The organism is Bartonella tamiae Th239 (assembly GCF_000278275.1).
Classification (GTDB): Bacteria; Pseudomonadota; Alphaproteobacteria; order Rhizobiales; family Rhizobiaceae; genus Bartonella; species Bartonella tamiae.
The window spans coordinates 1,774,413-1,797,653 of sequence record NZ_JH725147.1 but is presented as its reverse complement, the minus strand read 5'-3'; the positions used below and the strand labels follow the sequence as shown (position 1 = coordinate 1,797,653).

Annotated in this window: 19 protein-coding genes and 1 other RNA gene; 6 read left to right on the top strand and 14 right to left on the bottom strand. The window is 36.5% G+C overall.

Features of this window, described 5'->3' with window-relative positions:
- Nucleotides 1–173: 173 nt before the first annotated feature.
- The 3 genes from ME5_RS08125 to ME5_RS08115 are packed head-to-tail and all read right to left on the bottom strand — an operon-like array spanning nucleotide 174 to nucleotide 3,498.
- A complete protein-coding gene (locus tag ME5_RS08125) occupies nucleotides 174–2,000 on the bottom strand; it encodes an aminopeptidase P family protein (protein ID WP_008040123.1) in 1,827 nt (608 codons plus the stop codon).
- Between the two features lie 21 nt (nucleotides 2,001–2,021).
- The gene (locus ME5_RS08120; RefSeq protein ID WP_008040109.1) at nucleotides 2,022–2,888 is read right to left on the bottom strand and encodes a 50S ribosomal protein L11 methyltransferase; all 867 of its coding nucleotides are present in this window, start codon (nucleotides 2,886–2,888) and stop codon (nucleotides 2,022–2,024) included.
- 28 nt (nucleotides 2,889–2,916) lie between these two features.
- Entirely contained in the window at nucleotides 2,917–3,498 is a 582-nt protein-coding gene (locus ME5_RS08115; RefSeq protein WP_008040107.1) for an SCO family protein, read from the bottom strand.
- 593 nt (nucleotides 3,499–4,091) lie between these two features.
- Between ME5_RS08115 and ME5_RS08110 the strand changes: the two genes are divergently transcribed.
- Nucleotides 4,092–5,807 (top strand): ubiquinone-dependent pyruvate dehydrogenase, encoded by a 1,716-nt coding sequence (locus tag ME5_RS08110; protein ID WP_008040105.1) that lies wholly within the window; start codon nucleotides 4,092–4,094, stop codon nucleotides 5,805–5,807.
- A gap of 48 nt (nucleotides 5,808–5,855) precedes the next feature.
- On the opposite strand, the gene ME5_RS08105 is transcribed toward ME5_RS08110, so the two are convergent.
- From ME5_RS08105 to ME5_RS08075, 8 genes are all read right to left on the bottom strand, one after another.
- Complete coding sequence (locus ME5_RS08105) at nucleotides 5,856–8,234, bottom strand: ATP-dependent helicase (RefSeq protein WP_483413614.1); 2,379 nt, start codon at nucleotides 8,232–8,234, stop codon at nucleotides 5,856–5,858.
- 304 nt (nucleotides 8,235–8,538) lie between these two features.
- Nucleotides 8,539–9,633, bottom strand: coding sequence for a hypothetical protein (locus tag ME5_RS08100; protein WP_008040095.1), 1,095 nt, complete (start codon nucleotides 9,631–9,633; stop codon nucleotides 8,539–8,541).
- Nucleotides 9,634–9,830: 197 nt separating this feature from the next.
- On the bottom strand, nucleotides 9,831–10,079 hold the full coding sequence (locus ME5_RS08095) for a ribbon-helix-helix domain-containing protein (RefSeq protein ID WP_245256515.1): 249 nt from the start codon (nucleotides 10,077–10,079) through the stop codon (nucleotides 9,831–9,833).
- Nucleotides 10,072–10,335 carry a DUF4169 family protein gene (locus ME5_RS08090; protein ID WP_425338812.1) on the bottom strand — a complete coding sequence of 88 codons (264 nt, stop codon included), beginning with the start codon at nucleotides 10,333–10,335 and terminating at the stop codon, nucleotides 10,072–10,074. The genes ME5_RS08095 and ME5_RS08090 overlap by 8 nt, the downstream gene beginning before the upstream one ends.
- Nucleotides 10,313–10,900 carry an SspB family protein gene (locus tag ME5_RS08085; protein WP_008040092.1) on the bottom strand — a complete coding sequence of 196 codons (588 nt, stop codon included), beginning with the start codon at nucleotides 10,898–10,900 and terminating at the stop codon, nucleotides 10,313–10,315. The genes ME5_RS08090 and ME5_RS08085 overlap by 23 nt, the downstream gene beginning before the upstream one ends.
- Nucleotides 10,901–11,045: 145 nt before the next feature.
- Nucleotides 11,046–11,402, bottom strand: a transfer-messenger RNA (tmRNA) gene (gene ssrA / locus ME5_RS10410).
- A 210-nt stretch (nucleotides 11,403–11,612) separates the two neighbouring features.
- Nucleotides 11,613–12,923 carry a dicarboxylate/amino acid:cation symporter gene (locus tag ME5_RS08080; RefSeq protein WP_008040091.1) on the bottom strand — a complete coding sequence of 437 codons (1,311 nt, stop codon included), beginning with the start codon at nucleotides 12,921–12,923 and terminating at the stop codon, nucleotides 11,613–11,615.
- Nucleotides 12,924–13,402: 479 nt separating this feature from the next.
- The gene (locus tag ME5_RS08075; protein ID WP_008040090.1) at nucleotides 13,403–13,816 is read right to left on the bottom strand and encodes a SpoIIAA family protein; all 414 of its coding nucleotides are present in this window, start codon (nucleotides 13,814–13,816) and stop codon (nucleotides 13,403–13,405) included.
- Between the two features lie 114 nt (nucleotides 13,817–13,930).
- Here ME5_RS08075 and ME5_RS08070 point away from each other — a divergent pair, with 114 nt between their 5' ends.
- From ME5_RS08070 to ilvC, 4 genes are all read left to right on the top strand, one after another.
- Complete coding sequence (locus ME5_RS08070) at nucleotides 13,931–14,665, top strand: pyridoxine 5'-phosphate synthase (RefSeq protein ID WP_008040089.1); 735 nt, start codon at nucleotides 13,931–13,933, stop codon at nucleotides 14,663–14,665.
- 132 nt (nucleotides 14,666–14,797) lie between these two features.
- Entirely contained in the window at nucleotides 14,798–16,723 is a 1,926-nt protein-coding gene (locus ME5_RS08065) for a potassium transporter Kup (protein WP_008040087.1), read from the top strand.
- A gap of 217 nt (nucleotides 16,724–16,940) precedes the next feature.
- The gene (locus ME5_RS08060) at nucleotides 16,941–17,576 is read left to right on the top strand and encodes a TetR/AcrR family transcriptional regulator (protein WP_008040085.1); all 636 of its coding nucleotides are present in this window, start codon (nucleotides 16,941–16,943) and stop codon (nucleotides 17,574–17,576) included.
- A 23-nt stretch (nucleotides 17,577–17,599) separates the two neighbouring features.
- Entirely contained in the window at nucleotides 17,600–18,619 is a 1,020-nt protein-coding gene (gene ilvC, locus ME5_RS08055) for a ketol-acid reductoisomerase (RefSeq protein ID WP_008040082.1), read from the top strand.
- A gap of 116 nt (nucleotides 18,620–18,735) precedes the next feature.
- On the opposite strand, the gene ME5_RS08050 is transcribed toward ilvC, so the two are convergent.
- Nucleotides 18,736–19,077, bottom strand: a complete 342-nt coding sequence (locus ME5_RS08050) for a BA14K family protein (protein ID WP_008040080.1) — start codon at nucleotides 19,075–19,077, stop codon at nucleotides 18,736–18,738.
- 165 nt (nucleotides 19,078–19,242) lie between these two features.
- Here ME5_RS08050 and ME5_RS08045 point away from each other — a divergent pair, with 165 nt between their 5' ends.
- Nucleotides 19,243–19,731, top strand: coding sequence for a DUF992 domain-containing protein (locus ME5_RS08045; RefSeq protein ID WP_008040079.1), 489 nt, complete (start codon nucleotides 19,243–19,245; stop codon nucleotides 19,729–19,731).
- Between the two features lie 1,304 nt (nucleotides 19,732–21,035).
- On the opposite strand, the gene ME5_RS08040 is transcribed toward ME5_RS08045, so the two are convergent.
- Nucleotides 21,036–22,004, bottom strand: coding sequence for a glycosyltransferase family 2 protein (locus ME5_RS08040; RefSeq protein ID WP_008040077.1), 969 nt, complete (start codon nucleotides 22,002–22,004; stop codon nucleotides 21,036–21,038).
- Between the two features lies 1 nt (nucleotide 22,005).
- Entirely contained in the window at nucleotides 22,006–23,058 is a 1,053-nt protein-coding gene (locus tag ME5_RS08035; protein WP_245256514.1) for a glycosyltransferase family 2 protein, read from the bottom strand.
- Between the last annotated feature and the right edge of the window lie 183 nt (nucleotides 23,059–23,241).

Sequence of the window (23,241 nt, the reverse complement as noted above, 5' to 3'; positions counted from 1 at the left end):
TTTGTTAGTGTCTGACGCATATTTTCGTCATTGAGAAATACTATTTATGGATGATAATTATTTGGTCACGAAGTTGCCAATGTCCTGATCTGAGAATGTTTTTATCCATAAGTGAAATAATTATGATGCCATTGCATAGTTTTAAAAACACTCTTCATGATGATATTTTGACATCAAATAGATTGGGTAACATTTTTAAGCCATGCTTTATCTTCATCATTAAGATAGGTTGAATGGCGGTCAAAAACCTCTTTATGATAGGCGTTGATCCATTGACGTTCTTCTTCGGTTAACATATTCACATTGATAAGATCGCGATCTATAGGACAATAGGTGAGGGTTTCAAAAGATAACATTGGATAATCGCCACCTGTAATCTGCTCAGCTGGCTTTATCGCAAGAAGATTTTCAATACGAATACCAAATGCGCCCTCACGATAATATCCCGGCTCATTAGAAACAATCATGCCTGCAAATAATTCTTGAACACCACGTTTTGATAGATTTTGCGGTCCTTCATGGACTGCAAGATATGCACCCACACCATGACCTGTTCCATGAGCAAAATCTAAGCCTGCTTTCCAAAGGTTGATACGTGCAAGTGCATCAATGTCTTGTCCTCTTGTTGATTGTGGGAAATGGGCGGTTGAAATGCCAATCATTCCTTTTAAAACAAGGGTAAAACAACGTTTTTCTTCATCACCTACCTGACCAATAGCCACAGTTCTGGTGACGTCAGTTGTTCCATCACGATATTGCGCGCCAGAATCAACGAGATAAAGATCCCCCTCATTTAATATGCGATTGGTAGGTGTGGTCACACGATAATGAATGATCGCGCCATCTGGACCTGTTCCTGAGATTGTATCAAAAGAAAGGTCTTCAAGTTTTGATCCCTGTTCTAAGGCGGTTTGAAAACGTATTTCTTCAAGTTTTTTTGCCGCTGAAATTTCGCTTACACTGCCAAAAGGTTGACGGCTTAACCAAGCAAAAAAACGGCATAATGCGATGCCATCACGCGCATGTGCATTGCGAGATCCATCAAGTTCGCTTTTATTTTTAATAGCACGTGGTAATTTAGCAGGGTCACTGACATATTTAATTTTACCACCATATTCTGTTATTTCACCAGCAAATTTTTGTCCGACCAGCGTTGGATCAAGTGCGAAACATTTATGCTCTTTCGCTTGTTTTTGTATGTGTAAAATAAGCTGATCTGGCGAATAAATATCGCTATAATTTTTTAAATAATCGCGTTGTTCATTGCCTAATTTGCGTGAATCAATAAAAAGCATGGGACGCCCATGCGCTGGCATAAGAGCAAAGGATAATGCAAATGGTGTATTGGAAACATCATTGCCACGAATGTTAAATATCCAAGCAATGGAAGAAGGATCACTTAATAAAGCTAAATCACAATGATGCTTGGCAATGTCAGTTTGAATAAGAGGTAATTTTTCATCTGTAGATACGCCTGCAAAAGCCAAAGGTTGCAAGCGAACAGGTGATAAAGGTGGCTCTGGCTGATCATCCCATACAAGATCAACAAGATTTTTTTGCACCGCTATAAGATGGGTGTCTGTTTGGTTCTCAAGACTTTTCTTTAAATTTTTTACATCGTTTATTGTATGTAACCAAGGGTCAAATCCAATATTTAAGCCTGCTGCATTTTGTGTCAGCCATGTTGCGGGAGGAGTGGCAATAAGATCGCAATAATCGAATATGGATGGATCTGTTTGTTGTTTAACTTGTAAGGTGTAACGACCATCAACGAATAAAATTGCGCTTTTTTTTAAAATAAGAGCGATACCTGCAGAACCTGTAAAACCTGTAAGCCATGCTAATCTTTGAGCATGCGGTGGTACATATTCGCCTTGATGTTCATCAGCGCGAGGTACAAGGAAACCATCCAAATTTTGTTTTTCCATTTCATAACGCAGACGTTCAACGCGTTCTTTCGCATTGGCAGGATTTGTTGTCATATCAAAAGACTGAAACATGAAGACGACCTTATTTAAGTGTTAGACAAGATGAATAGTAACCCAACCTTCACGATGAAGTGTTTCTTTATGTCGTGCGCCTTGATCAAGATAGGCTTGCAAAACACGATCATGTTGTTCTTCAAGAATACCAGATAAAATGATAGAGCCACCCTTTTTATGCGCCGCCATTAAATCAGATGCCAACTCAATTAACGGATTGGCTAAAATATTGGCAACTATCAAATCAAAGGGGGCATGTGCAACAATTTTTTCATGGGAAAAGCCAGCTGCAGTTATGGCGGTAATCGCCTTATCAACTCCATTTAATTTAAAATTGTCTTCCGCCACCTGAATGGCAATAGCATCATTGTCTGTTGCGAGTATTGAAATTGGTTTTAGCAACGCAATAGCAATGGCAAGAACACCACTTCCTGTTCCAAGATCAAGTGCATTTTGAGGATTTTCAGTCTTCATGACCTTCGTGATCATTTCAAGGCAACCAGCTGTTGTTCCATGATGTCCTGTGCCAAAGGCTTGTCCCGCCTCAATTTCAATAGCCAGATCATCGGGTGTTATTTTATCACGATCATGGCTACCATGAACGAAAAAAACGCCAGCACGAACGGGCTGCAATCCTTCTAAGCTGTGGCTTACCCAATCAATGTCAGGAATCTCTTCTACTTCAATTTTATCGATTGAAATGTTGAGAAGTTTTGATAATTGATCAAGAACCGTTTCTTTTATCTCAGCATCAAGATAGAGCGAAACTTCATAAAGTGCTTCATGTTCGTCAATTACAGTGATAGCAAGGGGAAGCCCGTCATTTTCAAAAGCAATTTCCATTGCTTGATAAGCGTGCTCAGCCTCAATTTTTGGTGCCCGATGATATAAACGGAGTTGTCCCAAACTTTAAATCCTTATTGTGTCATATTTCTTATTGCGTTGTTAATTTTTTTAAGCGTTCAATAGCAATATCATCTTTTAGCGCATTGTCGCTTTCTTCAACATTATAAGGAATGATCCCTGAAAGTTTTCCACCCTTTTTCATCAATATTATTGCAGCTGTATGGTCATAGGTGTAGTCACCATCTTCACCCGGTACTTTTTCGGCTGCGATATTAAAGGAGGAGACAAGGGCATGTACCTTTTTAGGATCACCGCTAATACCTATGATTTTATCGGTGAAATTTTCTAAATAACCATGCAATACTTCAGGTGTATCGCGCTCAGGATCAATAGTTACAAACCAGATTCCTAATTTATCCGCATCAGGCCCAAGCTCTGTCAACCAATGGTCAAGATCAACCAATGTTGTGGGGCATATATCAGGACACATAGTGTATCCAAAAAATATCGCACTTGGTTTGGCACGAATATCATCTTGCGTGACTGTGTTACCATTTGAGTCTGTTAAACTAAAATCATCGCCTAAGGGCGGGTTCGTGAAATGATCATAAGCAAAAACCGCAGCAATAAAAACAACTATAATGATAACAAAACGCACAAAATTTTTCATTCATTCCTATCCTTATAAGACGCATATAATGATTAATCAGCGATACCGATCAGTTTTATTTTATCTTATCATAATTGTCTATAAAGCGTACGGCAATGGTCTGTATGGCGGTTAAAAGGTCGCAGTCTTTCGTTTGAAATTGGTGTTTAAAATAAATGATAAAACGATATTGAATGAATAATTTATAACCAACTTATTTCATCGATGTTGTTTTTGTCGCAAAAGATGAGTGTTGCAAAGTCTTAAAAAATGTCTTTTTTCATTGAAGTGACATTAAATAATAGAACATTTATCATCAGTAAAAGTGTTTGGAATGATAAATCAGCATTATACAATTGATCAGTATACTGTTTGTAGATCAAAGAAAATATGATTGCTTGTGCGAAATAATCACTATTATACCGCCATATGAAATGTTTCATAGTCTTTATAATGTTTTAATACACAGATACCATCTGGCATCTAAGAATTTTATCCAGAAATGAAAAAGAATGAATAGTCAAAATCGCGTGATCAAAAATGATAATGGTTGGGATTTTTAATTTAAGTGTTCATATTAAAGTAATGAGATAATTTTAGAAAGGATTTTTGAAATGTCTGCCAAACGCGTTGCCGATATTGTTGTTGAAACCTTGGAAAATGCTGGTGTCAAACATTGCTACGGCATTGTGGGGGATACACTTAATCACGTCACAGATGCAATTTTCCGATCAAAAATTGAATGGGTGCATATGCGCCATGAAGAAGCAGGTGCTTTTGCAGCTGGTGCTGAAGCCTATGTTAGTGGTGAATTAACGGCATGTGCTGGGTCATGTGGTCCTGGTAGTTTGCACCTTATTAATGGTATTTTTGAATCCAATCGAAATCGCGCTCCTGTCGTATTAATCGCCAGTCAAATCGATACGACGAACCTTGGAACAAATTTTCCGCAAGAAGTAGATTTTAAAGCGATATATTCTCATTGTTCCGTTTTTTGTGAACAGCTTTTTAATCCTGAAGATGCGCAACGTCTTGTTACAGCAGCGTGTCAAGCGGCAATAAGCAAGCAGGGCGTTGCAGTCATTATTTTGCCATCAGATATATCTGCGCAAAGCATTCGTCATGTGACCAATTATAGTGTTCATCGTGCACATCCAGTTATTCGTCCTTCTGATAAAGAATTAAACGATATTGCTGCTCTTCTTCATAAAGGTAAGAAAGTTGGTATTTATGTTGGTGTGGGTGTCAATGGCGCGCATGATGAAGTGGTTGAACTGGCAAAGCGTTTGAAAGCACCGATTGGCCACACAACACGTTCTAAAGATTTTATTGAATATGATAATCCCTATAATGTTGGGATGAACGGTATGTTAGGTTCAAAATCTGGTTTTGATATGATTCAAGAATGCGATACTTTATTGCTGTTAGGAACAGATTTTGCCTATACCCAATTTTATCCTGATAAAGCCACACTGATACAAGTTGATATTGATGGAACACATCTTGGCCATCGTCATCCTGTCGATTTAGGCGTTATCGGCGATGTAAAAGATACCGTGAAAGCGTTATTAAAAGTGGTTGAAGAAAAAACAGACACATCTTTCCTTGATAAATGTCTTAAGAATCGTGAGGAGGCATTGAAAAAAGAAGAAAAAGAAACAGCAGATGCCAAATCAATCATTCATCCGCAACACCTTGTTGCACTTGTGAGCCAATATGCTGATGATGATGCCATGGCGGTTGCTGATAGCGGTTCGCCTATGGTTTGGATGTTGCGCCATTTTAAAACAAACGGCAAACGTAGGACATTGGCAAGTTTGAGCCATGGAACTATGGCCAATGCATTGCCACAAGCAATTGGTCTGAAAAAAACTTACGATGATCGTCAGGTTATCTCACTTTCAGGCGATGGTGGGTTAGCGATGCTTTTGGGTGAGCTTTTGACGGTGGTGCAAGAAAAAATTGATTTAAAGATTATTGTTTTTAATAATTCTTCTCTTAATTTTGTTGAATTAGAGCAAAAAGTTGAAGGTCTCGTTGATCATTATACGGATCTTCATAATCCAGATTTTTCCAAGCTTGCTGAAGTTGTGGGTATTAAAGGCTGGAAAGTTGATAAGCCAGAAGATCTTGAAAGTTCGGTAAAAGCTTTTTTGTCACATAAAGGTGCTGCACTGCTTGACGTTAAAACCAATGGATATGAATTGGTTATGCCACCGAAAATTACTGCTAATGAGGTTTCTAGCATGGCACTTTATGGTACAAAAGCCATATTGCAAGGTCGTGTAAAAGATGTGAAAGACCTTCTCGTCAATAATTTTGTGAAGTAATGAATGTATACTGATCTGACTTTAAAAGCGGCGCCTATCGCCGCTTTTTTATGCCCGTTGCACAAAATTATCGAGAACGCGTTTTTCTCCTGCCTTATCAAAAGCGACTGTTAATTTATTTCCATCAATAAAACGGATATTACCATTACCAAACTTTAAGTGAAAAACACGCTCGCCAATAGCAAAAGTAGAAGGACTATCTGAAACGGATTTCGCAACCAATTCACCATCAATTGTTTTGATCTTCGCTGAAGTTCCTGCTCCAAAACCTGAATCAACTTCGCCATATCCAACACGTTCAACATTGGCGCCTGAACGTGACCCCCAATTATTGCGCGTTGCTTCATTTGTATTTTTTTTGGCACGTCGCCAACCTGGTGTTGAATAATTATTTTCAAAAGGTTCATGACGATCAAAACGTGATTGTCCATAACCGCCATAAGATGTTTCAATCTCAGCAATTTCAACATGTGTTTCAGGCAATTCATCTAAAAAACGTGATGGAACCGTTGATTGCCATAAACCATGTATGCGACGATTGGCGACAAACCAAAGATGTAAATCTTTTTTTGCACGTGTTAAACCGACATAAGCAAGTCTGCGTTCTTCTTCAAGTCCTGATCTTCCGCCTTCATCAAGCGAGCGTTGATGTGGAAACAATCCTTCTTCCCAGCCTGGTAAAAAGACGGTGTCAAATTCAAGTCCTTTGGCGGAATGCAATGTCATAATATTAACAGCATCTAAATCTTCATTTTTGTCTGCATCCATAACGAGAGAAACATGCTCAAGAAAGCTGCGTAAGCTTTCAAAGTCTTCCATAGAGCGTATTAATTCTTTTAAATTCTCAAGCCGCCCTGGTGCTTCTGCAGAACGATCGGCTTGCCACATGGCTGTATATCCTGAATCATCAAGAATAATTTCAGCGAGTTCAGTATGTGGTGTATTATCCAGCATTTCTTGCCAGCGGCGAAAATTTTCCACCACTTCACGCAAAGCACTGCGTGGTTTTGGTTTTAACTCATCTGTTTCAACCATTTCTATCGCTACTGTAAACAAAGGTATATTACGCATACGCGCTGCGTCGTGGATTTGTCGAAGTGCTGCTTCACCCAAACCGCGTTTTGGTGTGTTGATAATGCGTTCAAAAGCAAGATCGTCAGCAGGTTGTGTAACCACACGAAAGTAAGCCATTGCATCGCGTATTTCCATACGTTCATAAAAGCGTGGACCACCAATTACTCTATAGTTAAGACCTAATGTGACAAAACGGTCTTCAAATTCTCGCATTTGAAATGAAGCGCGTACTAATATTGCTATGCCATTTAAGGGATGACCATGGTGTTGTGCCTGCTCAATCTCTTCACCAATAGCGCGTGCTTCTTCTTCAGAATCCCAAGCTGCATGCACCTGAACTTTTGTTGCTTCATCAATGTTTTGATCTGTAAAAAGTGTTTTGCCCAAACGTCCATCATTATGTGCAATAAGATGAGAAGCCGCACCTAATATATGCACGGTAGAACGATAATTACGCTCCAAACGAATAACAATTGCACCGGGAAAATCTTTCTCAAAACGTAATATATTATCGACTTCTGCACCGCGCCATCCATAAATGGACTGATCGTCATCGCCAACACAGCATAAATTAACTTTTTGTCCTTTTTGCCTTTGTGCCAAAAGGCGTAGCCATAAATATTGAGCAGTATTTGTATCTTGATATTCATCAACCAAAATATAACGGAATTTTTTATGATATTCGCTTAATATATCGGGATTATGTTGAAATATATGAATGGGATGCATTAAAAGATCGCCAAAATCACACGCATTAAGTGTTTTTAAGCGATCTTGATACGCGTGGTACAGTTCTCGTCCTTTTCCATTGCCAAAGGAACGCGCATCACCCTCTGGAATATGTTCAGGTGAAAGACCACGGTTTTTCCAACCATCAATCATATGTGCAAAACTGCGCGGTGGCCAACGTTTATCATCAAGACCTTCTGCTTGAATAAGTTGCTTAATCAGTCGAATGACATCATCCGTGTCTAATATCGTAAAAGTGCTTTTTAAACCCACCAATTCAGCATGGCGGCGTAAAATTTTAACGCCAATGGAGTGGAATGTTCCAAGCCATGGCATTCCTTCAATCGCGCCGCCTACCAAACTGCCGATACGCTGTTTCATTTCACGTGCGGCTTTATTGGTAAATGTAACAGCTAAAATTTGGCTAGGTGTGCAAAGGCCAAGATTTAAAATATGCGCAATGCGTGTTGTTAATACGCGTGTTTTGCCAGTTCCCGCACCCGCAAGCACCAAAACGGCTCCTTCAGTTGTTTCAACAGCTTGACGTTGTTCAGGATTGAGCTTTTCTAAATAGTCAGCTGTTTTTTGTACACCCTGTCTAGCAGCGATGGCACGAGCTGCAATTCCGCCACCAGTATGTAGGGAGGCAGTTTGTTCATGGGAAGTCTGTTTTTCGCTTTGCTCGTTATTTTCTTGGGAAGCGATATGTTCTGCATCATCTTGGCAAGTCATATTATCTGATTGACTTTCTTTTACGCCATCATTGCCTAAATGTTTTAATTTGTTAGGCTGTGTGGCGTTTTCATCATCATCAAAAAAAGGTATAGTATTTGATATATCGTTCATTAAATAATGATTTAGTCTTTTTTTGCACATTATAATAGAGCATTAAGTTTTTTTTAACGAAAAATCACAATAGTTTCGCGTTTTAACGATTTTTTTCATAGGCATAGACGCGCCGATCGGTAAAATTAAGTCTATCGTTGATAATGGGACGAACAATTTCTTCAAGATCGTTTTCACGCTTGAGCACATCTTCTAAATCTGTCATCTCATTCATGGCAATAAGTTTCATCACATCATCGCGTATACTACCATCTTCTCGACGTGGTAAACGACAAACAGGTTGCAACAATTCAACTTTTTGTCCTTTTAAAAGGTTTCGAATGTGCTTTTCATCCAAATGTGTCGTTTCTACAAAGAGATAAAGACCAACGCCTTTTGCAGGTAGCGTATAAGTTGCAAATGCAAGATCGTGAATATTTTCATCTTGTTTTAATAATTGACGAATTGTGGAGGCTTGTTCTTGGATACGATCCCCGGTACCTTCACCATCAGACCATTTAAAGACTCCTTTCGTCCAAAAATTATAAATTCGTTTTCCTGTTGCTAACCACAATTGAGAAGGCCATGAGCGATTGTTTAAAATGCGCTTTTCGGTTGGTGTGAGAAGATGACTTGCAAAACTTTTTTTTTGTTTGATTAAATGGCGAAAATCTTCATAAGCAAAATAACGATAAAGCATTCCTTTACGCTTATGCGTACTAGCAAGCTGAAAATCAATGATTGATGCTTCGCCTTTTGGGGTCATAAGCCAATTTTGAGGTTTGGCAAGATCGTTGTGTGTAATACCCATTTGTCGCATGCAACGCAAAATTTTATGCGCGGTCTTATAAAATTCAGCCGTATTAGGCCGCGCTAAATGTAAGGGTGTTCCCTCACTCCATGAGCGAAATAATCCATCACTGTCAACCGCAATGAGTTGAGGAACCCCTTCTTGTCCATAGACTTTTTTTAATGCTCTAATTTCTCGTTTTGCTAAAATCCAGGCGAGAGGACGTGACCACCAAGGAGCAGCTGTCACAATGCGATGAACAATGCGTTCATTGGGCGTATTTACAAAATGACCGACGCGTGTTTCTGAAAAAACATCACGTTTTAAAACAGATTCAACCACAAAGTCTTGCAAAATTTGTGGTGTCTCTTGTTGTTTAAAGGTTTTTTGATGTTTTAAATTTTTCATGAGATTGAGTTAGACGCTCAAGACAATTCAATCAAGCCACTTTCACGATAAAATATATTTTGTTAGGCATATTTTTGTTAATTGAAACGTTTTTGTAACGCTATTTAGGCTATTTTGATTTTACATAAAACGCTTTTTAAGAAATTATCAATTTTCAAAACCCGTTTTGTTTTAATTGAGATCTGTATATTTTCCTTTTATTTTGAAATTTGACCTTTTAATAAATGAAACGCAAAAAAACGCAAAGCTGCAGATAATGTGACGTCACCTATACGTTTTTTGTCAATGAATTGAACAAGTTGTGTAAATGAAATGTTTTCTTTTGCAGCATAGTTTTTTAAAAAATCTATATAATATGGTTCAAGAGAAATACTGGTTGAATGTCCATCAATGCGAACCGATACTTTTTGAAGTTTTGCCTTCGACCAGTCAAAATTATCAATCATGCTCATCACTTGTGGTCATCACATCATTGATTTTATGTTGTTCCATTTGGTCTTTGTCTAACCGAGCCACTTCATTCAAACGTTTATTTTTAATTTTTAGTCGTAAATCAAATTGTTTTTCAGCTTTTGTTCGTCCAAAGAGATGGCGATTTTGTTCGGCCAATTGTTCTTCTTTTTCAAGTTGTTTCTTTTTGCGAAATTGACGCAGATTGGTAATATCATTCATTGTATGATTATTTATTTTTTCTAAAAGCATCCAAAGAAACCACATCAGCCGACGGTTTGTCATCACCACTCGTTTCTTTTTCTGATGATTCAGTGGCTTTTGACTTATTTAAGTTTGGTTTTGCTGATTTTGTGGTTTTGTTGGTTTTACTTGGCGTTTTTTCGTCTTTATTTTGTTTTAAAACTTTTAAATCAGCTGTTTCTGTACCATCGTTTTCATCGTCAGTTGTTAAATGATCCGTTGGCAAGTCAAATGCGGCTTCAAAGGCAGCCGTTGGATCATAAAATACTTGCACTGCTGAAAAGGGAACACTGAGTTTTTCTGGAATATCACCAAAATGCAGACTCACTTCAAATCCATTGTCGTGAACATTAAGATCCCAAAATTGATGCTGCAGCACAATGGTCATTTGTTCTGGATAACGCTCTTTAAGGCGCGAAGATATTTTTACACCCGGCGCTGTTGTCATAAAAGTAATAAAAAAATGATGGTCACCTGGCAGTCCCGCTTTAGCCACTTCAGCAAGTACTTTTGCAATGACACCACGTAGGGCATCTTGAACGAGAATGTCATAACGGATCTGATCTTGAACCATGGGAAACCTGTTCCTATTGATAGTTTTACGACGCAAGCAGCATAATGATTTTAAGTATATATTTTTCTTGCTAGCAAGAATTTTTATAGGATGCACCTGATTATTGTTTATTTTTTGTGAATTGCATAAAAAAATATAGAAATAAAGTGAAGGCTTCTGTTGCCAGGTGCCTCCGAACCCCGCTTAAACCTGCGACGGCTTAAGACTCAATTTGAAGCGTACGCGCCGCAATTAAGCAGCGAGACGAGCTTCCGCATAGTTGTCATTTGCAACTACTAAGTTAGCCCGATAACGGTGGTACAATACCGAGTAAAAGATCAATCTTTACGCCCTTGTCGATCCTATTTCGCCCCCATCATAAAGCAAACATTATTTTTGATTTATGGTGGAGGCGCCGGGTACCGCCCCCGGGTCCAATAGGTTTATTTCATTGTCCATTTATTACCATAGCTGGCAAGCCAGCCACCTTAATATAAGGAAACTCTATCGAAAAAGAAAGAGGCGCGTTTTGTATTTTCTGCCTATAGACAGAAGAAAAACAATGTTTAATTTATAAATACAAATCTCATAATGTTAAAATAATTTAAAATATTGCTTTTTGTTTACAAGATAGGAAGAAATTTTAAAAAAAGCCCCTTTAAAAGGGGCTTTTCTTCAAAAGTGTCGGAAGCTATATGTCCAGTCACCGTTGGCTTTGTTTTATTTTGTCGCGTTAAGCAGTATGGGATCCACGTTCATGTCCGCCAAGGACTTTATGTAATTGGTCAGTATCCAATTCCTTTTCCCACCGTGCAACAACAATACAAGCAACAGCATTGCCAACAATGTTTGTTAGTGCGCGGCATTCAGACATAAAACGGTCAATACCAAGAATGATAGCCATACCAGCAACAGGTATTGCAGGTACGGCGCCAAGTGTTGCCGCCAATGTGATGAAGCCTGCTCCAGTAATGCCGGCTGCACCTTTAGAAGAAATCATTGCAACGATGAGAACGAGAATTTGATGTTCTAAACTCAATGGAATATCCAAAGCTTGAGCGATAAAAAGCGTCGCTAAAGTCATATAGATATTTGTACCATCAAGATTAAAAGAATATCCTGTTGGAATAACAAGTCCTACAACGGATCTTTTTGCGCCAGCTTTTTCCATTTTATCCATAAGTGAGGGAAGAGCGGCTTCTGATGATGATGTTCCTAAAACCAATAGTAATTCATCTTTAATGTAGCGAATAAGAGAAAAGATTGAAAATCCGTTATAACGGCAGACTATTCCTAGGACCATGATGACGAATAGTGCTGATGTAATGTAAAATGTTGCAATCAGAAAAAACAAATTGGCAACAGATCCGATTCCATAACGTCCAATCGTGAAAGCCATTGCACCAAATGCACCGATTGGAGCGGCTTTCATTAAGATGGAAACAAGTTTAAAAATTGGTGTCGTCAAAGCCTGTATGAAATCAAGAACAGGCTTTCCTTTTTCACCAACACCTCCAAGTGCAATTCCAAATAAAACAGAAAAGAAAAGGACTTGCAAAATATTCCCATCAGCAAATGCAGAAACGACAGTATTAGGAATAATATTGATTAAAAAATCAATGATAGAAGAATCATGTGCTTGCTGAGCGTAGCCTTTAACGGCATTTTCATCTAATGTTGTCGGATCGATGTGCATGCCGGCACCTGGTTGCACCACGTTGCCGATAATCAAACCAATGATTAATGCCAAAGTTGAAAATGTTAAGAAGTAAATCATCGCTTTAGCTGCAACACGACCAACTTTTTTTAAGTCACTCATACCTGCGATGCCTGTAACAATTGTTAAGAAAATAACAGGTGCGATGATCATTTTTACCAATTTAATAAATGCATCGCCAAGAGGTTTAAAGGATACACCAATTTCAGGCCAAAAATGTCCTAAAGCTATGCCACATATAATTGCGAATATAACTTGTACATAAAGGTGTCGATAAAAAGCGCGATGAGGACGCGGTGTTTTTAATTCTTCAATTTCGTAAGCCATGGGCCTCCCTTTTGTCGTGCAGCTGCCTTTTGACCATTTAAGGTTTGTCACTGGCATCTGTACTAATGGTAAGTTTGTTACAATGATCTCATTAAGAATCGATCATTTTAAAAATTTATCGCCATGAATGAAGTGATAACATGACTTTTGCTTTCTTGTTACAAAGATCTGTTATTTTTTTCCACTTAAATTTTCGTAAAATCTACAAAAAAATCAATACAGGCTGTTATTCTCATTCAAAAAATGAGAAAAAACGAGTTTTCTAGATGTGATAAGAGTTAATTTTATCGTATTTCATAATTTATAATGATGGAGATGTTGCATTTAATTTTATTAGGAAAAGATACGTAAAGAGTAAGTTTCGCCTACATTTTCATAGGTAAAATCAACGTGACAACGTAGTGTGCTATGATCGTAAATAAAGACGTGATCTTAAAAACAACGAAATATACGATGTTTGGAAATATTGTTTCATTTTTTTATGAAGATATATCATCCTCAACAGGTTGAGCATCAATATATTCCCATCCTTTATCAATGTCATTGATATTAAACCATTTTGTTTGAATGATTCCAAAGGGACGGAAGAATTCGATTGCAAGATTAAGCCATGCAGGTCCGCCGACAATTGCATATCTATGAAGTTTTTTAAAAGCTTCAGCCCGAATGGCACTCGTATCTTCATTAAATAATGTTCCCCAATCAATGCCATCATATTCATTAAAGATAATAATCATATCAATAGTTTCTTGATTAGTAGACGCGGCAACAAATAATCCATAAAAATTTTCCACATCAGCGGATGTCAGTAAACCATTTATTGAGAATGCAAATGCATTTTCACGATTTGTTTTAATTTTTTTAATTGCTGATAGAGTATTTTCTGGTAACATTTTTTTGCCCTTTCATTTGTCTTCATAAAGTTATATGTAGACAGTCCCATTTGGTTCCAACCCCTCTTATGATCTTATTTTGCAAAATGGGTGATGTGGAAAAAGGTTTAATCGATGACGATAAAACTTTCAGTTAATTTAAATGCCATCGCGGTCTTACGCAATAGACGGAATTTGCCATGGCCAAATATTATTAAAATGGGGCGTATAGCGCTAAATGCAGGAGCTGATGGACTTACTGTACATCCAAGACCAGATGAACGACATATCCGTTTTCGTGATCTGGCCGATATACGCAAATTGATTGATGAAGAATTTCCTCATGCTGAATTTAATATTGAAGGTTATCCGACATCGCATTTTTTAGAGAATGCTTGTACGTTTGCAAATCAGATTACTCTGGTTCCTGATTCTCCAACACAGTCGACGTCAGATCATGGCTGGGATTTTATAAAGGATGAAAACTTTTTATCTCCTATAATTCATAACATAAAGAAGAATAATATCCGTGTATCTCTTTTTGCTGATCCCACAGTTCAAGGGTTAGAAAAGGCAAAAGATTTAGATTGTGACCGTATTGAATTCTATACAGGTCCCTACGGTGATGCATATGATGATTTAAAAAAACAAAGCGAGGCATTAAATTGTCTTGTTGCAGCCGCGCAAAAAGCAAAAAAGCTTGGACTTGGTGTAAATGCAGGTCATGATTTGACAGTAGAGAACCTTCCTGCGTTGGTGAAAGCCATCAATTGGCTTGATGAGGTTTCAATTGGCCATGGTTTAATTGCAGATGCGCTTGAATATGGTATGATAGACACAGTGAAACGTTTTAAAAGTGCAATATCATGACTTAAGATCCATGAAACATACGATGTATGTCGTTTTTAATTTGCTTAATATGCGCACTCTTTTTGTCAAATTACATTAATTTTCAATATTAACATTGCCTTTTATGTAAGGCTTTTGTGAAAGGAATGCCTGATGGCTACGGTTGAAGACAAAGACCTTTCTGAAACAGAAATATCCAAATTGGATGAAACAAGCGATCATAGCAAAGAAAGTTTTCGTATGCTTTTGCTTGGCGCGATCGGTGTCGTCTATGGTGATATTGGCACAAGCCCAATCTATGCTTTTCGTGAAGCTTTGCACGCAGGTGCTGGATCTGAAGCGATCGTTCAAGCTGATATTTTTGGTGTGATTTCGCTCATTTTTTGGGCTTTGGTTCTTATCGTTACTATAAAATATGTGGTTTTTGTTTTACGTGCCGATAATAACGGCGAAGGTGGTATATTATCACTCATGGCTTTAGCACGCACAACATTCAAGAAAAAAGGGGGATGGGCTGTTGCCGTTGGTATTTTAGGGGCGTCACTTTTTTTTGGCGATGCAGTGATTACACCAGCTGTCTCTGTTCTTTCGGCCGTGGAGGGAATGGAAATAGTGGCACCTAATTTACAACCTTATGTTGTGCCTATTACGGTAAGTATTCTGATCGCTCTATTTTCTGTCCAAAGGTTTGGTACAGGAAAAGTGGCCACTATATTCGGACCGATAACGCTTCTTTGGTTTTTAGCCCTTGGTGGTTTTGGACTTTATCATATTTTCGATGATTTATCGATTTTTAAAGCACTTTTACCTTGGCATGGTATAAATTATATATTGGATAATCCTGCAACATCATTTGCTGCTGTTGGGGCGGTGTTTTTGGCTGTAACAGGTGCAGAAGCACTTTATGCAGATCTTGGCCATTTTGGCCGCAAACCAATCGTTGCGGCTTGGCTTTGGGTGGTTTTTCCTTGTCTTATTCTCAATTACTTGGGGCAGGGGGCTTTTATATTATCTCATGGTCAGGCAGCGGCTAATCCATTTTACCAAATGCTTCCTGAATGGTCACTTATACCAATGATTATTCTAGCAACAATGGCAACGGTTATTGCCTCTCAAGCCGTTATAACAGGTGCTTTTTCTATGGCGCGCCAAGCTGTTCAGCTTAATATATTACCACGTTTAGAAATTCGGCATACATCCGAAAAAACTTTGGGGCAGATTTACATGCCTCGGGTTAATTTATTTTTAGCAATTGTCGTTGTTATTTTGGTGATAGGTTTTGAAAAATCGTCAAATCTCGCTGCTGCATACGGTATTTCTGTAACAGGCAATATGCTCGTTACAACGTCCCTTTTATTTATTGTCATGACACGAATTTGGAAATGGAGCTTCATTTTAGGTCTTCTTATCACCGTGTGTTTCTTATCCATTGATCTTTTGTTTTTTAGTGCCAATCTTGTTAAAGTTCATGAAGGCGGATGGGCATCAATTGGTATGGCGCTTATTATTGTTACGATTATGTGGACGTGGGTGCGCGGCAGTCGGCAATTGTTTAAAAAAAGCCGTAAAAATGAAGTTCCACTTGATTTTATTGCGAAAAAAATGCGCGAAAATCCGCCAACAATTGTTCCGGGTACAGCTGTGTTTTTAACAGGTGATCCTCAAAATGCACCTAGTGCATTAATGCATAGTTTAAAGCATTATAAAGTTTTGCATGAAAATAATGTAATTTTGACAGTTAAAACTGCACCTACACCAAGAGTTATGGCGGCTGATCGTGCTCGTGTGTCGCAATTTAATAAGCGTTTCATGCAGGTGACTTTAACTTTTGGCTATATGGAGCATCCAAATATACCAAGGGCTTTGGCTATATGCCGCAAGCTCGGTTGGACATTTGATATTATGACAACCTCTTTTTTTCTTTCTCGTCGGTCAATCAAACCTGCAACAAATTCTAATATGCCTTTATGGCAAGATAAGTTTTTTATTTTTCTTGCGGGTACGGCTTCGGATGCTACTGAATACTTCCAAATTCCAACTGGTCGTGTTGTCGAAATTGGAACACAAGTTACGGTCTAATATTATACATATATCTAAGATATCATTGTAGAGCATTCTTTTACAAACCGTGTAACAATGTATTGCTCATACAGTTAAAAAAACTGTATGAGCAATAAAATATTTTGTTATGAAAATTTCCTTTTAGACATAAAAATATGTATTGCATTTTTAATTTAAATATTGCATACCTCAAGAACCGTACCGTACGGTACTATAAATAAGGTTAAAAAAAAGAATGCAAGAGTTTGCGCAAAAAACATTAACACGACGCCAATGCGATGTTTTGGATGCAGCTTTGCACTTGCTTGTAAAAGGGGATGAGGCATTAACAATGTCAAATATTGCCCGTGCGGCAAGTTGTTCTAAAGAAACACTTTATAAATGGTTTGGTGATCGCGATTTATTTTTGGAAGCGATGGTGCGTTGGCAGGCCTCTCGCGTTCGTGTTGTCCCATTGCATCGTGAAGGGATTGATGAAAAAAACCTTTTTACTAGCTTGGAGCATTTTGCGCGTGATTGGTTGATGGTTTTGTCCTCACAAACCTCTATTGCATTGAATCGTTTGGCGGTGAGCCATGCAGCATCACAAACTTCAAAATTGAGTGAGATTGTTTTGCATAATGGACCCTTTGCAATGGCTCATCGATTAAAGCCTATTCTTGAACTTGGGCGTGAATCAGGTTTTTTATGCTTTGATAATCTTGATGAAGCCTTTCGTACATTTTTCGGTTTGGTTGTACGTGACATGCAAATTCGCAAATTGCTTGGTGATGAATTTGTTATGAATGACGACCAAATTATACGTGAAGCGCGTAGCGCAACACGACAATTTTTTATTCTTTTTGGCAAAGAAAAAAAAGACTTTACTTAACGCATTTAACAAGGGAGCTTTCCATGCGTGTTTTTTATGATCGTGATGCTGATGTTAATATCATTAAACAGAAAAAAGTTGCTATTGTTGGCTACGGCTCACAAGGGCGCGCTCATGCACTTAATTTAAAAGATTCTGGTGCACAAAATGTTCAAATTGCACTGCGTGCAGGCTCTAAAACAGCACAGAAAGCGCAAGCAGATGGCTTTAAGGTTGTCTCTGTGGCAGATGCTGCTCAATGGGCTGATCTTATTATGATGGCAACACCCGATGAATTACAGGCAGACATTTATAAAAATCATATACATGATCATTTGCGTGATGGTGCGGCTATTGCATTTGCGCACGGTTTAAATGTTCATTTTGGTTTGATTGAAGCAAAAAAAAGTGTTGATGTGGTGATGATTGCGCCAAAAGGTCCTGGTCATACTGTGCGTGGTGAGTATTTAAAAGGTGGCGGTGTTCCATGCTTGATTGCGGTTGATCAGGATGCTTCGGGAAACGCGCATGACGTTGCATTATCTTATGCTTGTGGTGTCGGTGGAGGTCGTTCTGGCGTCATTGAAACCACATTTAAAGAAGAATGTGAAACGGATTTGTTTGGCGAGCAAGCGGTCTTATGCGGTGGTTTGGTCGAGCTTATTCGTGCAGGGTTTGAGACGCTTGTTGAAGCAGGTTACGCACCTGAAATGGCTTATTTTGAATGTTTACATGAGGTCAAGTTAATTGTTGATTTGATTTATGAAGGTGGCATTGCCAATATGAATTATTCGATTTCAAACACAGCAGAATGGGGTGAATATGTGACAGGACCACGTATTATCACAGCTGAAACTAAAGCTGAAATGAAGCGGGTTTTGCAGGATATTCAAACAGGAAAATTCACTTCAGATTGGATGCAGGAATATAAAGCAGGTGCTGCACGTTTCAAAGGTATTCGCCGTTTGAATGATTCCCACCAGATTGAAGAAGTTGGTGAAAAATTACGCTCTATGATGCCTTGGATCCAATCCAATGCACTTGTCGATAAAGAGCGTAATTAATGTAAAAATGAGCTAAAAGGGCAATTTCAATGCCCTTTTTAACTCAGAAATTTTTATGATTAAAATTTGATAAGATTGATTGTTTTATTTCAAACAAATTGTTAAAATACAATTTTTTACTGAGAAAAAGGTGAGTTGCAAGCTTGCCTCACTCCACCGTGATCAACATAAGTATTATCAGATGATCGATATGCTTGAAAACGGCTTTTACACCATTGTTGATGGTTGATATCAGGTCCTTTGTTTAATTTAAAACTTGGTTTTGATGGAATAGTTTTGTGGGATTCAAAATTACGATTGGTTTTTAAAGGTGCATAATCACTTTTTGGTAGAGGTGCTATTTTGGGTGGGGCAATAGGTGCCAAAGGACTGTTAATTTCAATCGTATAACCTTTCAGAGACAAGCTGAAAATTATTGAAGTCATTAAAGCTAAAACTGTTAATTTTTTAACCAACATATTTTTCTCCCTTAATCCATACATTGGTTCTTTTCTTAAAAATTCAATCCTATAATAAAAAAAATGCCTCACGAAGAATTCATCAAAAAATTAAAAAATTTATAGACGTAAAACCGATATGGGCGCATTAATTTTAATTATGATGATTATAGAAAGGAAAAACAAATGTCTCATATGTTGAAAACTGCTTTTATTGCCGGTCTCACAACCGTAACAGCATTATTTTCTACATCGAATATTTTTGCGGCTGATAAGGTAACAGTGGGAATGTTGGTTTGTACTGGACAAGGTAAGACGGGGCAGATTTTTAAAAGCAGTGAAGAACTTTCTTGTATTTACCAGCCGAATAATAAAGGTGCCCAAGCTGATCATTATAAAGGTAAAATTGAAGAATTTGGTCTTGATGTTGGGCAAACAGGGGCAGGGCAAATCTCTTGGCTTGTTCTTGCGGCAAGTAAAGATGCTTATAGCAAAGGTGTGCTTTCTGGTGAATATGGGGGTGTCGGCGTCAATGCGGCCGCAGGTGTTGGCGCTGGCGCACGCATTCTCGTTGGTAATAACAAGGCATTTTCATTGCAGCCTGTAAGTGTTGAAGCGCATGAAGGTGCAAATTTGGCACTTGGTGTCTCAAAACTAACCTTACGAGCAAAATAAAGGTATGATTGACAAAAATAACGTATATTATGTTTAGTATATTTTATTTTTTTACTTTTAAAAAAACCCATCGCAAATTTACGATGGGTTTTTGATTTTATACCAAAAAAATCAAAAAAATGTGTTCTTAAATATTTAAAATGACAAGATTTATATAACACTCATAAAATTCTTAAAATTTTTTTTTGATGTCTGTTTATACTTATATGACGAGAAATATCAAAACATTTGATTGAATCGTCATCTGATGGTCTGATTATCCTATTTTAAATACTGTAAAGAGAGCAATGCATGATAATAATATAGTGATAATCATCAAGACTGCGCCTTATATTATTTGTTTGGTTTTCATAAATAAAATTCTACGATCATGAAGCCAAAACATTATTCAAATAATATAGACGCAGTATTTATCGTTGACTATTGGAAAACAAACAAATTGAATTATTTCTTGAGAAAAGATCATTAATGAGATTATCATTATCAAAAATAATATCGGATGTATTTGCCAATATTTTAACGTGATCAAAGGTTGTGTAATAAGGCATTTGAAATACAAAAATTGAATTTTTAAATAAAAACCATAATCTTTGTTATATGGATTGTTTTTATCTATAAAGTAATATGCAATATTATTTGTCTTGGCTTATGTTATACCATCTACAAGATTATATCTTTTTTTGTCAAAATAGATTTCAAAAAATTTTAAATCAAAATTAAATAAATCATTATTCTGTAGGACTTTGTACTTTTTCATAAGCCCCAAAATATAACTTTTACCATACGGCATTTCATTTGAAAGCGCTTTATAAACATCGTTAGGAATAAGAAGGTCATTTACGTTATAGCCTCGGCATTCGCCTATAACTAAATAGTGTACAAGTGGATTAATCTCTGGATCTTCTGAGAAATAACGATTGTTATACCAAATTACATCAAATAACTGGCAAGGATTAATATTCTTTTTAGAGCCTAGTTTTTTGTAATGCTTCCAGAGATTTGCGCTTTTAGATACAGAGGAATACCTGCTTGCTTACACGCCTCTCTGTACCGTCCTAATTCAAGTATTTCTCTTGCGTTACGAGCTACACGGTAATGTCACTTCAAGAGTGAAGGAGAAAAAACAATTCTTATTCTTTTGAAAAGACTTTTCTTTTTATTGATTTCTTTCATAAATATATGATGCTCTAAATTACTTGTTATCATATTAGATAAGTCGTACATTATTTCTATTAACTTTAAGGCAACTACCATTCTCATGTAGACTTTCGGTATGAAATATCAATAATTTTAGCTTGCCATTATCATAAACCTAATTTGGATTTTAATAATTTGTAGCAAAAAAATAACCTAATTCTTTTTAGAAAATTTATTTCATTCCAAAACAAACAATCATAAATGAAATAACTTTTATAATCCTTAGCTATTTTTACATATTGATCGAATGTATCTTTATCCATATTAGGTCGTAGATTTTGTTTGTTATCATATATGTATTTAAAGCTTTGAAAAATCCTTTTATCAAATGCAGCTTGGAATCTTGAAGAAATTTTACTTATAATAGCTGAAATCAGCACAGTAAACACAAACTTCTCTTCATCTATTCTTTTATCCCAAGTGCCTCCAAACACTCTATAAGAATAAGATAATTCAGGTTTGTAATATAAATTACCAAACTGCAACATGAATGGGATAATTGTATTATCTATAACAAAAGGTGAATTTGTTAATTCATCTATGCGCGAATTATTTAAATTGTTTCTAAAAACAAAAGTTCCAGAATGCGCATAATTATTAGCAAAAAAGGCATATTTATCAACTATGCCTTCATCTGAAACATGATAGTAAGCTTTTTCCCGTTTATCAAGGAACCTATATTCAAAATCAAAAACAACAGACCCAATGGAGCTATCTTTATCCATTATTTCAATAGCATTTTTAGCAAAATTATTATTAACGCAATAATCGTCGCCATCAAATAAGCAAAAATATTGGCCGGTCATGTTTTTCATTGCACATTTGAATGAATTAGCAATTCTTGTCATAACATTGATAGCAATGTTTTTATCGCGTGGTTGAATGAATAATTTTAATTTATCATGGTACTTTTCTTTCCATTTCTGAATTTTTTCAATAGTCCCATCAGTCGACCCATCATCACTTACAATGACTTCGTAATCTTGATCAACATTTTGATTAAAGATACTTTCAAAAACATTATCAATATCATCAACTTGATTATAGCAAATGACAATAAAACTTATTTTATTCACTTTATTTGTACCTTATTTTCAAAATAGGTATAAATCCAAAAATATACACTCTACAAATATTTTTGCGATATTTTACATTTAGAATTGGTATGAACTTAAATAAATAATATCTTTTATTTTGCTTCTCACGAATGATATTAACAGGCACTACCTGAGAACACTCTTTATTGATGAAAAAAACAATATTACTTAGATCAAACACTTCATTTTTTACTTTCTGATCAAGATCAATGAAAGCAAGTGAAGAATATATTTTTCTTAAAAAGAAATGCGTTGTCTTTAAAAATTTAAATTCTATATTTTTATCAAAAAACAAATAACAAAAATAAAATAATTTTGCATTTAAAATATCTTTTTGTATATCACTTAAAATGGAATAAATACCTTTTTGATCAACTTCATAAACACTCTTAATGGTACTGCAATAGAAACCTTTACCTTTATTTAAATGCCAAAAATTTCTAAAACTATCCCCTTCAATCACTTTTTCATAAGGTGTATTTATATATTTTTTTAAATCTGCAATATCGGTAGGTGTATAATAATTTCTATAAAAGGTAGCTGATGTATGTGTATATGGGCAAATATCTGATGTTTTAAGACTATAATTAGGGCATGAAAAAAGTGGACTTATAACCCCCATTTCTTTTCCAGTATCGCTTAACATCATTGCGTTGGAAGCATATAATGCATAGTCTTCATTGTTTTCTAAAAACTCTACGGCATCATTAAGATGTTTTTTGTCTGTCCAGTAGTCATCAGGATCAAGAACAGTCCAATATGGTGTGGTAATTTTTTTGCATCCAGTAAGAACTGCCCCAAAATAACGCATATTTTTTTTATTTTGATGAAACTCAATAATATTTGGATATTGTTTTTTATATTCTTCTATAACGATCTGTGATCCATCTGATGAACAATCATCAATAATAACTATTTTATATAAATAATCTGTTTCTTGGCATAGAATTGAATCAATAGCACGTTTGATAAGGTTTTCCTTATTATATACAGCCATCACAATTGTTAGTTTTTTATCAATTTTATCCATCATTCTACCTCAACATACATTCTAAAAATGTATTTTTTTTAAAAAGCTTTTAAAGCGTCGTGATAAGCGTTTATTATTTAATTTTATAAATTTATCCTCAATCTCTAAAATTATTTTAGAGCTCACCTGCTCCATACTGTTTGAAATATTTGTATTTGCTTGTTGTATTTCATTTACAATATTTTG

What these genes read in the sequence shown, in the direction of transcription:
- ME5_RS08085 (WP_008040092.1), bottom strand. Translation starts at nt 10,900, where the DNA reads ATGGTTCAAGATCAGATCCGTTATGACATTCTCGTTCAAGATGCCCTA.
- ME5_RS08045 (WP_008040079.1), top strand. Translation starts at nt 19,243, where the DNA reads ATGTCTCATATGTTGAAAACTGCTTTTATTGCCGGTCTCACAACCGTA.
- ME5_RS08090 (WP_425338812.1), bottom strand. Translation starts at nt 10,335, where the DNA reads ATGCTTTTAGAAAAAATAAATAATCATACAATGAATGATATTACCAAT.
- ME5_RS08035 (WP_245256514.1), bottom strand. Translation starts at nt 23,058, where the DNA reads ATGATGGATAAAATTGATAAAAAACTAACAATTGTGATGGCTGTATAT.
- ME5_RS08110 (WP_008040105.1), top strand. Translation starts at nt 4,092, where the DNA reads ATGTCTGCCAAACGCGTTGCCGATATTGTTGTTGAAACCTTGGAAAAT.
- ME5_RS08095 (WP_245256515.1), bottom strand. Translation starts at nt 10,079, where the DNA reads ATGATTGATAATTTTGACTGGTCGAAGGCAAAACTTCAAAAAGTATCG.
- ME5_RS08070 (WP_008040089.1), top strand. Translation starts at nt 13,931, where the DNA reads ATGACGATAAAACTTTCAGTTAATTTAAATGCCATCGCGGTCTTACGC.
- ME5_RS08060 (WP_008040085.1), top strand. Translation starts at nt 16,941, where the DNA reads ATGCAAGAGTTTGCGCAAAAAACATTAACACGACGCCAATGCGATGTT.
- ME5_RS08075 (WP_008040090.1), bottom strand. Translation starts at nt 13,816, where the DNA reads ATGTTACCAGAAAATACTCTATCAGCAATTAAAAAAATTAAAACAAAT.
- ME5_RS08115 (WP_008040107.1), bottom strand. Translation starts at nt 3,498, where the DNA reads ATGAAAAATTTTGTGCGTTTTGTTATCATTATAGTTGTTTTTATTGCT.
- ME5_RS08065 (WP_008040087.1), top strand. Translation starts at nt 14,798, where the DNA reads ATGGCTACGGTTGAAGACAAAGACCTTTCTGAAACAGAAATATCCAAA.
- ME5_RS08080 (WP_008040091.1), bottom strand. Translation starts at nt 12,923, where the DNA reads ATGGCTTACGAAATTGAAGAATTAAAAACACCGCGTCCTCATCGCGCT.
- ME5_RS08050 (WP_008040080.1), bottom strand. Translation starts at nt 19,077, where the DNA reads ATGTTGGTTAAAAAATTAACAGTTTTAGCTTTAATGACTTCAATAATT.
- ME5_RS08100 (WP_008040095.1), bottom strand. Translation starts at nt 9,633, where the DNA reads ATGAAAAATTTAAAACATCAAAAAACCTTTAAACAACAAGAGACACCA.
- ME5_RS08125 (WP_008040123.1), bottom strand. Translation starts at nt 2,000, where the DNA reads ATGTTTCAGTCTTTTGATATGACAACAAATCCTGCCAATGCGAAAGAA.
- ilvC (WP_008040082.1), top strand. Translation starts at nt 17,600, where the DNA reads ATGCGTGTTTTTTATGATCGTGATGCTGATGTTAATATCATTAAACAG.